At 41.5% G+C, this 14,012-nt stretch carries 6 protein-coding genes; 1 reads left to right on the plus strand and 5 read right to left on the minus strand.

The features are described from left to right. Positions 1 to 51 precede the first annotated feature (51 nt). Positions 52 to 600 carry a hypothetical protein gene (locus tag O9324_RS26825; protein WP_288141800.1) on the plus strand — a complete coding sequence of 183 codons (549 nt, stop codon included), beginning with the start codon at positions 52 to 54 and terminating at the stop codon, positions 598 to 600. Here the strand turns inward: O9324_RS26825 and O9324_RS26830 are convergent. The 5 genes from O9324_RS26830 to O9324_RS26850 form a co-directional block, all read right to left on the minus strand. Beyond that, positions 593 to 1,324, minus strand: a complete 732-nt coding sequence (locus O9324_RS26830) for a GNAT family N-acetyltransferase (RefSeq protein WP_002765501.1) — start codon at positions 1,322 to 1,324, stop codon at positions 593 to 595. The two genes, O9324_RS26825 and O9324_RS26830, sit on opposite strands and share 8 nt — an antisense overlap. A 102-nt stretch (positions 1,325 to 1,426) precedes the next feature. Next, positions 1,427 to 2,248: a sulfotransferase gene (locus tag O9324_RS26835; protein WP_288141801.1), complete on the minus strand. Its 822-nt coding sequence runs from the start codon at positions 2,246 to 2,248 to the stop codon at positions 1,427 to 1,429. Positions 2,249 to 2,349: 101 nt separating this feature from the next. After that, positions 2,350 to 3,063 (minus strand): Uma2 family endonuclease, encoded by a 714-nt coding sequence (locus O9324_RS26840; protein ID WP_288141802.1) that lies wholly within the window; start codon positions 3,061 to 3,063, stop codon positions 2,350 to 2,352. Between the two features lie 181 nt (positions 3,064 to 3,244). Then, positions 3,245 to 3,937, minus strand: a complete 693-nt coding sequence (locus O9324_RS26845) for a Uma2 family endonuclease (protein ID WP_287627160.1) — start codon at positions 3,935 to 3,937, stop codon at positions 3,245 to 3,247. 97 nt (positions 3,938 to 4,034) lie between these two features. Continuing rightward, positions 4,035 to 14,012, minus strand: a 9,978-nt coding sequence (locus O9324_RS26850; protein WP_288141803.1) for a DUF8696 domain-containing protein, incomplete at its 5' end; no start/stop codon positions are given.

The raw sequence follows: 14,012 nt of genomic DNA on the forward strand, positions 1-14,012 counted from the left end.
TAACTAACAATAGTACCTATATAATCTGAATTTAATTGTCACAAATCTCTCATGAAAATCAGGTTTTTTGACTCCTATTCTCTCGTATCATTAGGAGTCGTAGTCAATTTATTGGCTTATCCTAGTTTGGTTTTAGGAAACACATTAAACTATCATATTCGGGTTGAGATTGATTCAGGTCCTCTTGCCCCCAATAATTACAGTGCTACCCTCAGCTTTGACGATTCTACCTTGCAAGGAATTGGTTCGGAAACCCTCGGAATTAGTAGTTTTAATTTTTCCTTTCAGGGAACCACCTATACTCAAGACGATGATACGAGCGCCACTGTAGAATTTTTAGACGGCAATTTCTTAGGATTAAATTACGCAGTATTTGCTCCCCCATCTCCCACTTTTACCGGGGGTTTCTTGGATATCTCGGATGCGTCTTTTTCTTATGATTTAGGAGGACTCAATCAAGGAGGAAAGGGTGTTTTGATCTATAATTTACAAACGACAACAACCAATGAACCTTCTGCTTTAGTGAGTCTATTAATGATGTCTGGAATAATGATGTCTGGAATCCTCGTCGCAACTAGACGTAAGTCTTCTTCTAAGTGATTCTGATACCCGATTTAACAAATTTAGGTTGATTTTGAGCATTCGCTAAAGTGTAGTCGCTGGCTATTTTTGCTTGATCGGGTAGGGGAAGGGGAGCAAGTAAGGGTTTGGTAATATCACGCCCGACTAAGCGCTTAGATAAACGAGCAAGACGGGTATTTTGACGCATTTGAGCTTCAATCATGCCATAAATGTGCATATCAACATATAGTTGAGCTACTGGATCATAAAGATGTTCCTTCATAATTCCCTCTAATTCAAACCCTCCCGCTATCAAAGCGGCATGAGCAGGGTGATTATAGCCATAACTATAGGCATAAAGGCGATGCAAATGATAGGCGTTAAAAATTAAATCCATCATTAATAAACAAGCTTCAACTCCATAAGAACCAGAGCGGTACTGTTCATCAAAAATACCGATTAATAATTCTGCTTTTTGATGTAGAGGAGTGTATTCTGCTGCGGCAATAATACCGATCACACCGTGTTGTTTATGAATAATTAAACATTCTAAATATCCTCTTTCTGCTGGAGTAGAACGCGATCGCACTATTAATTTATCCCTGATTTGTTCGATGGTGTCTGCACAATCATTAAGACGAAATAGACGCATAAATTCATAACGAGAATACATTTTTTCAAATAACAAAGGCGCATCGTCCGGGATGGTTCGTCTTAGGGTTAAGGAGCGTCCTTGATGGAGAATTAGGGGATTAAGGGTCATTTCTGTAATCAGTTATCAGTTATCAGTTATCAGTTATCAGTTATCAGTTATTAGTGACTACCGCCAACAAGTCGGTAGCTTGAAATCAAAAAGCTTTATGATTTAAAGACGGCCAGGATAGAAAGTCCGATAAAACCAAGTAAAGCTTTGTTTTAAGGTAATTTCAAAGAGATCAGGTAGGGTATAGTAAACTAAGGTTTTATTAGGATTATAGGATTCTTCTATATACTTACCGAATGATTCAGAGTAACTCGGTAATTGTGAGTTAACTTGAGTTACATTGAGGGTAATGGGGTCAAGGTTTAACCATTTTATTAATTCTGTTAATACCTCTTTGGGATCGGTCATTAAATGTTCATAGACAACATAAAATAATCTTTGTTGTAAGTTGGTTTCTAAGTCTTGTAGTTGTTGCATTGTGTTGAGAACAGAACCGATCGCCCCTTGATTACTAAATAATTGTTGAGCGCGTTCTGCCTTGGAAAGAGAGGCTAATTTTTCGGGAAAATCTAGTAAAAGGGTTTTTTGATGTTGGGTTTCAATAGCACCGTAAATTTGCCCTAATTCTCGGACAAAAACCACCATTCTAAAGTCTGGATCAATAAGGTTTATTAATTCTAGGTTTTGTAACCATTGGGGATGAATATCAACGATCCAAGGTTGGGAAATGGGGGAAAACCAACCATTAATAAATCCTCTAAGGGCTGAGAGCGATCGCTCATGAGTAAGGTTAAAATCTTGATTGAGATGGTTAAACGTTTGAGGGTTAGTGCTAATAAAAGTACGAAAGTTAACTAGGATGTCACACAAAGGCGATCGCCTAGATTGAGTATAAATATCGGGGTGTTGTGCTAAGAGTTGACTGAAAAAATACGTCCCCGAACAAGGTAATCCGGTTAGATAAAGTAGATGGCGATTGAGCATAAAATTAAATAGAGGTATAATTTGAGTATTTGTAGAGATATTGCAGACAAAATCTCTAAGAAAAAAGGGGAGTAAACTGGTTAGAAGATCAAGTTAGACACTCATAAAGTATCGGGATCAATTCCCAGAGAACGGATATATTCAGCTAAACGTTCAGCTTTTAAACACTCTTGTTCTAATTGTAAACTTGCTTGTTCAGCTTTAAGACGCTCTTGTTCTAATTGTGAGCTTGCTTGTTCAGCTTTTTGAGATAATTCAATAAAGGTTAGAAATTTCTGTCCATCTAGACTATAAATTTCTAACTCAGTTTCGGTTAATTCAAACTGGATTTTTAAACGAGGACTAACCCATCTGTTAATCTGGGGTATAGAGCTTAATATCTCCTCTTGTCTCAACCATCCTTTGAGATTATTAGTATCAGGATCATAGAGATAGTATTCTTCCACTCCATAACGTTGATAAAAGAGTAGTTTTCGCTCCATTTCTTCTAAGCTGTTAGAGGGTGAGAGAATTTCAAAGACGACTTGAGGGGCGATGTTATCTTCTTCCCATTGTTTATAGGAACCTCGTCTCCCTTTAGGACGGCCAAATACTACCATAACATCAGGAGCAACCGGTCCCGTAATTTTTTTATCTTGGACGGGATACCATAAGAGATCTCCCGCAATAAAAACTAAGGGTGAGTCAGCAAATAAAATTTCTATATTTTCTTTTATCTTGACGATCCATTCATATTGTTCGGTGTTATCGGCCATGGGTTTACCGTCACTATCAGGGTATTCAATATCTGGATCAATAGCTGGTATAAAAGTCATAATTTATACTCCCTGCTTACTTGTCTTGAAATTATAGCACGATCAGTAAGTAGGTAGGCATAATTAAACGTTAAATAGAAAAATTCGTAGTGAAAGGCTCTAGCCCTCTTATGGTCAAGGTTTCAATCCCGCCGATGGTTGACTAAAACTTTACTTTATTTATGCCCACCTACTTACTTACTCATAAAGTATCTGGATCAATTCCCAGAGAACGGATATATTCAGCTAAACGTTCAGCTTTTAAACGCTCTTGTTCTAATTGTAAACTTGCTTGTTCAGCTTTTAAACGCTCTTGTTCTAACCGTTGAGATAACTCGATAAAAGTTAAAAACTTCTGTCCATTTGGATCATAAATGTCTAACTCGTTTTCTGTCAATTCAAATCGGATATTTAACCGTGGACTAACCCATCCTTTCATCTCTGGAATAGAGTTTAATAGTCCTTCCCGTCTCCACCATCCTTGTAAATGATTAGACTCAGGATCATAAAGATAATATTCTTCCACTCCATAACGTTGATAAAAGAGTAATTTTCGTTCCATTTCTTCTAAACTGTTAGAAGGGGAGAGAATTTCAAAAACCACTTGAGGACTAATATTATCTTCTTCCCATTGTTTATAAGAGCCTCGTCTTCCTTTCGGCCTACCAAATACCACCATAACATCAGGAGCAACCGGTCCCGTAATTTTTTTATCTTGGACGGGATACCATAAGAGATCTCCCGCAATAAAAACATCAGGGGAATGAGCAAATAGTATTTCTAGGTTTTCTTTAATTTTAACGATCCATTCATATTGTTCGGTATTATCGGCCATGGGTTTACCGTCACTATCGGGGTATTCAATATCTGGATCAATAGTGGGTATAAAGGTCATAACTTATACTCTGAGGTTATTTGTCTTAAATTGTAATTGGTCGGGGCAGGTACGGGACCCCCCGTACCTGCCTCCCATAGCGCCCACACCACGCAACTTAGAAAATGAAGTTATTATTGTTATTCAGCGTAGTAATATCCACTCCTCTAACGAGAATAAAACTTATCGGTCTTGCAGAACCAACTCCATCAGGGTCAATTTGCAGAAGGGTATTACTTCCTTGGGCCAAGAAACGGACATATTGATCACTGATGGGACTACTTCCTAAATAACCAATATTATCCAAGACTGCCCCTAGGTCAATTTTATCCCCAGTGCCAAAGTCATTGATAGTATCTCCGGCATCGGTAATACTGGTATAAACAAAGCGATCGCTTCCTCCTCCTCCAGTGAGGTTATCTTTTCCCTGTAAGCCAACAATAACATCATCCGCACTGGTACCGGTGATGGTGTCAATGGTTTGTTTACCAGCAAAAGGCATAATAGCAAGGTTAGCGGTATGGGTTAGGACTTGTTGGTTACTATCAATTACAGTGTAGTCAAAGGTTGCCATGCCTAAGAAGCCGGGAGTAGGCGTAAAGAGGACTTGATTATTAGCCATGCTCACAGTACCATTGACGGCATTCCCTACAGAGTCAAGGGTTAAGTTACTGACACCGCTTTGTAAATCATTAACAGAGAGGTTAATATCTCGGTTTTGGAAATAGCTATGCACTTCTAAGGGGGTTTCGGTGCTTGCGCCTTGGGAGTCTGTGGTTTTTACCCTGACATTATAACGACGGCCATTATCAAAGTCTAACCAAGTCTTGAATTGTAACTGGTTGTTGACCACTTGGAAGCGTCCGTTATCGGTGCTACCGGTTCCGGTGACTAGGGTATAGGTAGTCGCGTCATTGGTATCGGAGTCATTATTGCTCAGGTTAGCTAAACTGGTGTCAATGGTGCTATTTTGAGTGAAACCGCGATCGGCTAGACTAACAAGGGTAGGCGCGTCATTTTCTCCCGTGAGGGTAATGGTAACGGTGCCTGTATCAGTGAGGTTATTATTATTACGGATTTGATAGGTAAAGCTATCTGTCCCCGTTTGACCGGTGCCTAATTTCTTAAATTGGCCATTGGGGTCATAGTTAAAGGTACCATCACTATTGAGGGTGACTAGGGCCCCTGATATTAAGGTAATTTGTTGACCGATCGCCTCTGACTTACCATCAACTGCGATAATTGTCAAGGGGGATGAGTTAAAGTCTATATCTGCACCCCGTCCATTGTTACTAAAGACGTTACCGGTTAGGGTTTGGTTTTCTGTGCGGGTGAAGTCATCGTTAGCGGCAGCCGGGTTAATGGGAGCAACAGCCGCTTGAACTTGGGTAGTCAGGTTAGTTCCGGTATTTTGGTTAACTACATCGGTTAGGGTTTGAGTGCCGGCGGTTGCGTCTTTAAGATCACTCGCTACATTATTGATGGCAACTTGACGAGCTTTATAGATTTGGGCAACGGCTTCTTGAGGTGTCATGCTATTGGTAGCATCAAGAATCTGTTGGTTACTCGCCGCCATTACTTCAAGGAGTTGGGTTTGGTTGTCGGTGACAGCTTGTACATTAAGGGTAGGTTCTTGAGCTTGTAAATCGGCGATAGAGTTAGTGAGAATGGTACTCAGTTCACTGGTATCACTAAAGTCAATGGTTTGACCTAAACTCGCTTTATCTAGGATTTGTTGCTGTATTGATTGTATAACAGCAGTTTGTAAGGCGCTAGAAGATTGATCGGGTAAGGTGCCCTGTAAAGCTGCTGCCATTTGAGTAATTGCGGTTTGAATAGCAAATAATTTGCTAAGTAAGGCTACACCGTCAGGATCTCCATTCGCTGCCGCCACCACCGGATCAAAGGTTCTTAGATCAAGGTTAGGAGACAAACCAAAAGTGGTTTTGATATTCTCTTGGATTGACGGGGAAAGGGTTGAGAAATCGAAGTTTTCTAGGTTGTAGCTACTGTAATCTATGCCACTATCTTCAAGGACAAGATTAGCCGGAGTGGTTTCATTTTGAATGACTATGGGGCTATCTTCAAAGACAAGATTAGCCAGAATGGGTTCATTTTGAATGACTATGGGGCTATCTTCGGCGCTCAGAGTAAATAACTCAGTCGCTAACACACTGGTTTGGGTGTTTGCGATCAATTTTGTTGAGCCATAAACCGCTTGGGTATTAATATTATCGCCAATGGCATTTTGACCGGTGCTACCGCTAGAGGCATAGTTATTGGTGAAGGTGGTATTAGATGAGATATTGACAAAAGCGTCACGAACGAACTGAAATTGAATACTGTACGGTATGGGTTGGTTTTCCCCATTCTTATTATAGATAGCACCCCCGAATCCTGAAGAACCATCAGTTCCCTTGGCTGCATTATCAGTAAAACTGGAGTTTTGAATCTCAAGATTACCACGATGAATAAAAATCGCCCCACCCATACCTGCACTGGCAGTACCACTTGCGCCAAAGCCACCGGTACCGTTTCTTGTAAAAGCGCCGACTGTACCACTGCCCGTTTTACCAGCAGGAGCGCCATAGCCACCACTGCCAGCACCACCACGAGTCAGCCCAATGCCACTATTGCCACCAGCACCCCCAAAGCCAGCATCACCCCCCGCACCACCATACCCAAGTTCAATCCCATTGCCATTATAACTATTATTGCCACCATTGCCCCCTGCACCCCCAAAGCCACCATTGCCACCCTCGCCAGCCATGCTGGAAATGTTGACATTACTACCATTGCCACCATTGCCGCCAAAGCCCCCATTGCCACCAACACTCCCAACAAAAAAAAGCCTGCTCGAGTGCGGTATCAACTCCCCATCTGGTCGATTGCTGCCATTTGTTCCTGTTAATCCCAAGTTACCACCCCCTTTACCAAGAGAACTTCCGAGGGCTTGATTATTGGTAAAAGAGACTTGATTGATGGTAACATTCCCGTCATGGATGAACATAGCCCCTCCCATCCCGGCACCCCCGTTACCTGGGTTAGCAACTCCTCCTCGAAGGGTAAGATTCTTAAAGGTGACATTCCCCGATTTAACGAAGAATATGGGACGATCTGAGGCATCGACTGTATTATTATTATTATTGTCCCCGCTAATAGTATAGTCACCGCCCTCAAAGGTAATATCGCTATCAATTAACGGTACCATCCGCTGGAGTGAGTCCCCAAAATTAAGGCGGACATTCGTTTGCAGGGAGATAATATCGAAACCTTTGCGGGTGTTAGCGGTTTTAATGGCCCAACTGAGGGTTCCTGCGGTTGTTCCTAAACCATCATCGGTTGATTGAGTGACTTGGATTAGAGGATTATAGATGGCGTTAGTGGTGCTACTATAAACCTTTTCTAAGGTACCATTCCCGTCAGTATAGCTAACCCCTACCCGTACTTTGTTACCAGCAAAAGCATCTGTGAGCAACAAACTACTATTAGTAGCACCATTAATATTAGTCCAAGTTTTGCCATCAGTGGTCTGTTGCCACTGATAACTGAGAGTTCCTAACCCATCAGCATCTGCTAGGGTATTAGTAGCGGTTAGGGTTTCATTGGTGACAGCGTTTCCGGTAAAAGTGACACTACCTGTAGGGGTATCATTCACATTAGCGACTTTAGCCGTAGGGCTACTATTAACGGTTTCTAGAGTCCCATTGCCATCCGTATAACTAACCTGTAGCCGTACATATTTCCCAACTTGACCATCCCCCAGAGTTAAGCTCGTATTGGTAGCACCACTAATATCATCCCATTTTGTACCATCAGTGGTTTGTTGCCATTTATATTTAAGAGTTCCTAACCCATCAGCATCCGCTAGGGTATTAGTAGCGGTTAAGGTTTGATCTTCTGTGACAGTACCATTAAGAGTGACACTACCCGTAGGGGCATCGTTAATATTAGCGACTTTAGTCGTAGCACTACTATTAACGGTTTCTGGAGTACCATGGCCATCAGTATAACTAACCTGTACCCGTACATATTTCCCAACCAGAGGATCTCCAAGGGTTAAGCTGGTATTGGTGGCATCACTAATATTCGTCCATGCTGTGCCATTGCTGGACTGTTGCCATTGATATTTGAGAGTTCCTAACCCATCAGCATCTGCTAGGGTATTAGTAGCGGTTAAGGTTTGATCTTCTGTGACAGTACCAGTAATAGTGACACTACCTGTAGGGGTATCGTTAATATTAGTTACTTTAGTCGTAGCACTACTATTAACGGTTTCGAGAGTACCATGGCCATCGGTATAGCTAACTTGTACCCGTATCTGTTTAGCAACTTGAGCATCTCCAAGGGTTAAGGTAGAATTAGTGGCACCGTTGATATTAGTCCAAGTTGTGCCATCGGTGGACTGTTGCCATTGATAGTTAAAGGTTCCTAACCCATCCACATCTTCTAGGATATTAACGGTGTTTAGGGTTTGGTCTTCTCTGACTGTTCCCGTAACAGTTACACTGCCTGTCGGAACATGATTAAAATAGGCAACTTTACTGGTAGGCAGACTGTTAACCGTTTCTAGAGTCCCATTGCCATCGGTATAACTGACTTTTATCCGCACAAACTGATTAACTTGAGCATCTCCCAAAGTTAGGCTAGTGTTCGTAGCACCACTAATATCATCCCATTTTGTGCCATTGGTTGACTGTTGCCATTGATAATTCAGGGTTCCTAGTCCATCAGCATCGGCTAAGGTATTAGTAAGGGTTAGGGTTTGGTTTTGTGTGGCGATGCCATTGATCGTGATACTGCCTGTGGGAGAATCATTAACATTGACTACCTTAGCGGTGGGGGTACTGTTGACATTTTCTAAGGTGCCATAGCCGTCAGTATAGCTAATTCTGAGTTGTATATACTTCCCGACTTGAGCATCTCCCAAGATTAAGCTACTATTGGTGGCATTGTTGATATTAGTCCATGTGGTGCCATTGGTTGACTCTTGCCATTGATAACTGAACTCTCCGAGTCCATCAGCATCCGCTAGAGTATCAGTAGCGGTTAGGGTTTGGTCTTCTGTAACGATTCCATTGATAGTAATGCTACCTGTGGGAAGATCGTTAATATTAGCCACTGCATCAGTAGGCAGACTATAAACGATTTCAGAGAATCCTCGTCCATCAATATAGCTCACTTGTGTTCGGATATATTTTCCGGGGTGAGCGTCTCCGAGAGTGAAGCTAGTATTAGTAGCACCACTAATATTTGTCCAAATTGTGCCATCGGTGGACTCTTGCCATTGATAACTGAGGGTTCCTAGTCCATCAACATCCGCTAAAGTATGGGTAGCGGTTAGGGTTTGGTCTTCTTCAACGATTCCACTGATAGTAACACTCCCTGTAGGGGGACGATTAACATCAGCCACTTGACTGGTAGTGCGATTACTGTAAACTGTTTCTGAAGTACCATAGCCATCGGTATAGTTAACCCGTACACGGACATATTTATCAAGTTGTGCCTCTCCTAGAATTAAGCTAGGATTGGTAGCACCGTTAATATTAGTCCATGTTGTGTTATCGGTGGACTCTTGCCATTGATAACTGAGAGTTCCTAGTCCATCAGCATCTGCTAAGGTATTATTAGCGGTTAAGGTTTGATTTTTGATGGTTGCCCCGGTAACAGTGACGCTACCTGTAGGGATGTCGTTAATATTAGTGACTAGGCTGGTTATGTTACTATCAACCGTTTCTAAAGTACCATGACCATCGACGTACTGAACTCGTACTTTTATATATTTTCCAACTTGAGCATCTGCCAGAGTTAAGGTAGGATTGACGGCATCGTTAATATTGGTCCAATTTGTGCCATCCGTTGACTGTTGCCATTGATAACTGAGGGTTCCTAGACCATCAACATCCGCTAGGGTATTATTAGCGGTTAGGGTTTGGTCTTCTGTCGCCGTTCCAGTAATCGTTACATTACCTGTAAAAGCATCGTTAACATTAGTAACAGCACCAGTAGCACTACTATTAACGGTTTCTAGAGTACCATAGCCATCGGTATAGCTAACCTGTACCCGCACAAACTGACCTACTTGAGCATCCGAAAGAGTTAGGCTACTATTGGTAGCACCATTAATATTTGTCCAATTGGCTCCATTAAAAGATTGTTGCCATTGATAATTGAGGGTTCCTAGTCCATCAGCATCCGCTAGGGTATTAGTAGCGGTTAGGGTTTGATCTTCTGTAACAGTACCGCTAATAGTTACATTCCCGGTAGGAGCATCATTAACATTAGTAACGGTATTGGTAGCACTACTATAGACGGTTTCTGGAGTACCATAGCCATCAGTATAGCTCACTCGTACTCGTACTTTTTTCCCAACTTGAGACCCAGAAAGAATTAAGTTTGTATTGGTAGCACCACTAATATTTGACCAAGTTACGCCATTGGTTGACTGTTGCCATTGATGATTTAATGTTCCTAGTCCATCAGCATCCGCTAGGGTATTAGTCGCGGTTAGGGTTTGTTTTTCTGTAGCTGTACCTGTAATAGTCACACTCCCGGTAGGAGCATCATTAACATTAGTAACGGCACTGGTAGCACTACTATTAACGGTTTCTAGGGTACCATGGCCATCGGTATAGCTAACCCTTACCCGTATAAACTGACCAATTTGAGCATCCGAAAGAGTTAAGGTACTATTGGTGGCACCATTAATCTGAGTCCAATTTGTGCCATCCGTTGATTGTTGCCATTGATAATTGAGGGTTCCTAGTCCATCATCATCCGCTAGGGTATTAGTCGCGGTTAGGGTTTGTTTTTCTGCGGCTGTCCCAGTAATCGTTACACTCCCGGTAACAGCATCGTTAATATTAGTAACGGCACTGGTAGAACTACTATAAACCGTTTCTAGATTACCCTTGCCATCAGTATAGCTAACTTTTACCCGTACTTGTTGGTTAACTTGAGCATCCGAAAGCGTTAAGTTTGTAGAGGTGGCATTAGTAATATTTGTCCAATTGATGCTATCAGTGGATTGTTGCCATTGATAATTAAGGGTTCCTAGTCCATCATCATCCGCTAGGGTATTAGTAGCGGTTAGAGTTTGGTCTTCTGTAACTGTCCCGGTAATCGTGACGCTGCCAGTAGGAAAATTATTAAGGGCGAGAACTTTCTCTGTAGGCAGACTATAAACCGTCTCTAAAGTACCAGTACCATCAGTATAGGTAACTTTTACCCGTACTTGTTGGTTAAGTTGGGCATCGGCCAAAGTTAGGGTAGTATTGGTAGCACCATTAATATTCGTCCAATTGATGCTATCAGTGGATTGTTGCCATTGATAATTTAATGCTCCTAGTCCATTATCGGCATCGGCTAAATTATTAGTAGCGGTTAAGATTTGGGTAGTTCTGGGTACACCATCAAGGGTTACTTTGCCAGAGGGGGATACATTTAATACCCCTGTTGTTCCCAAAACCGCTAAGGCTGAGTTTTCTATATTGTTGTTTACCTCAAAACTCTGTAGCGTCTTGGCACTGTTTACCCAAGCTCTTACCCCAAACAAGGAAACAGTAGGGTGATTATAACTATCCCATCGAAGCGGATTAATAATAGGAGGATCTCCAACGAGTCTAGTATAACTAGCGGTAGCACTATCATTCCCATCTGGTTTAGCTAGATTTAAACCCGTGTTGAGATAATAGAGATCCTTTGATTGGGTAATTGGAGTCTGCCAGTTGGGAATAGAGTAGTTACCCGTTGTTTCGCTAGTTCCATCGGTGTAATGTAGGGTTAAGGAGAAATTACTGCCCTGCGCTGAGGTGACAGCTAGATGAATTGAACTATATTGACGATATTGATTGGTGGGAAGATTAACCGTAAAATTCTGTTGCCCATTGAGGAGAACTGCGTTGTTGCCATCATCAGTATTGTTATACCCTAGTTGAATATCTGGATGATAAGTATTTGCTGGGAAAAATCCATCATCGGGTAAGCCATGGACTGGTGCTGGTGCATAGCTTACATCATCATTAATATATTCTATAAAAAACAGATAGGTGTAGTTAGCGTAATCTTGAGTAGATAAACTCGCCCACGATCCGTATATTGGACTTTGAGTTGTATCTATGTGTGGTTGATAGACATAGAAACCATTAAAGGTTTCGACGTAGTAAGCACTATTGTTGACAACAAGATCAGTAGTTGGATTAATATTAAAGTTAAAGATACTGGTATCAACTGCACTGCTAGGATTGCTATAAACCGTTTCTAGGACTCCATTGCCATCAGTGTAGCTAACCTTTCCCCGTACATATTTCCCAAGTTGATCCCCTCCCAGAGTGAGGATGTTATCGGTAGCACCATTAATATTCGTCCAATTTGTGCCATTAGTTGACTGTTGCCATTGATAACTTAGGGGAGTGACTCCATCGGCATCCGCTAAATTATTACTCATGGTTAGGGTGTTGTATATACGAGATGTTCCTGTAACAGTAACATTACCTGTAGGCGCGCTATTAACATTAACATTAAAGACTTTACCGACAAAACCACTATTAACGGTTTCTGGGGTACCGTAACCATCGGTATAGTTAATTTGTAACCGTACATATTTTCCAAGGAGAGCTTCTCCTAGTGTTAAGGTCGTATTAGTGGCACCACTAATATTAGTCCAATTGGTTACATCAGAAGATTGTTGCCATTGATAAGTTAGGGTTCCTAAACCCTCAGCATCCGCTAGGGTGTTAGTAGCGGTTAGGGTGTTAAATATTTGGGATCTTCCTGTAATATCTATGCTACCTGTAGGAGCATCATTGACATTAGTGACTATACTGGTAGGACTGCTATCAACCGTTTCTATAACTCCATAACCATCAGTATAACTAACTTGTAATCTTACATATTTACCAACTTGGTTATCTCCTAAAGTTAAGGACTCCAAAGAGCCAAAACGAGTGGATATAACCGTCCAATTTGTACCATCAGAAGATTGTTGCCATTGATAAGTTAGGATTCCTAAACCATCAGCATCTGCTAGGGTATTAGTAGCGCTTAAGGTTTGATCTTCTGTAGCAGTTCCTGTAAGAGTCAGACTACCTGTAGGCGCATTATTCGGATGAGTGATGACACTGGTAGCACTACTATTAACGGTTTCTAGAGTCCCATTGCCATCAGTATAACTAACTTGTACTCGCACTTGTTGGCCGACTTGAGCTTTAGCAAGAATCAAGTTAGCATTAGTGGCACTACTAATATTCGTCCAATTTGTGCCATCAGAAGATTGTTGCCATTGATAATTTAGGGTTCCTAAACCATCAGCATCCGCTAAATTATTACTAGCGGTTAGGGTTTGGTTATCTTGAGTTATCCCGGTAATATTTACACTGCCTGTAGGAGTATCGTTTATGTTAATAACTGGAATGGTAGAGTCACTATTAACGGTTTCTAAAGTCCCTTTGCCATCAGTATAACTAACTTGTACTCGTACATACTTCCCAACTTGCTCATATCCCAAAGTTAAGCTAGTTGTATTAGTAGCACCACTAATATTAGTCCAATTTGTCCCATCCGTTGATTGTTGCCATTGATAATTTAGGGTTTCTATTCCATCAGCATCCGCTAAATTATTACTAGCGGTTAGGGTTTGGTTTTCGGTAGCAGTACCATTAAGGGTTACACTCCCTGTAGGGAGGTGGTTAAGATTAGTTACAACTACATCAGTAGCACCACTATTAACAGTTTCTAGAGTCCCATTACTATCAGTATAGCTAATTTGTACCCGTACATACTTCCCAACTTGCTCATATCCCAAAGTTAAGCTAGTTGTATTAGTAGCACCACTAATATTAGTCCAATTTGTCCCATCCGTTGATTGTTGCCATTGATAATTTAGGGTTCCTAAACCATCAGCATCCGCTAAATTATTACTAGCGGTTAGGGTTTCATTTTCGGTAGCAGTACCAGCAATAGTTACACTCCCAGTAGGAACATCATTAACATTGACTACTGCACTGGTAGCACTACTATTAATAGTTTCTACTGTTCCTTGTCCATCGGTATAACTAACTTGTATCCGTACAAACTTGCCAACTTGGTTATCCCCTAA

This window comes from Microcystis sp. LE19-84.1B, assembly GCF_027531875.1.
Classification (GTDB): domain Bacteria; phylum Cyanobacteriota; class Cyanobacteriia; order Cyanobacteriales; family Microcystaceae; genus Microcystis; species Microcystis panniformis.

Coding starts and splice junctions, on each gene's coding strand:
- O9324_RS26845 (WP_287627160.1), bottom strand. CDS start 3,937: ATGACCTTTATACCCACTATTGATCCAGATATTGAATACCCCGATAGT.
- O9324_RS26825 (WP_288141800.1), top strand. CDS start 52: ATGAAAATCAGGTTTTTTGACTCCTATTCTCTCGTATCATTAGGAGTC.
- O9324_RS26830 (WP_002765501.1), bottom strand. CDS start 1,324: ATGACCCTTAATCCCCTAATTCTCCATCAAGGACGCTCCTTAACCCTA.
- O9324_RS26840 (WP_288141802.1), bottom strand. CDS start 3,063: ATGACTTTTATACCAGCTATTGATCCAGATATTGAATACCCTGATAGT.
- O9324_RS26835 (WP_288141801.1), bottom strand. CDS start 2,248: ATGCTCAATCGCCATCTACTTTATCTAACCGGATTACCTTGTTCGGGG.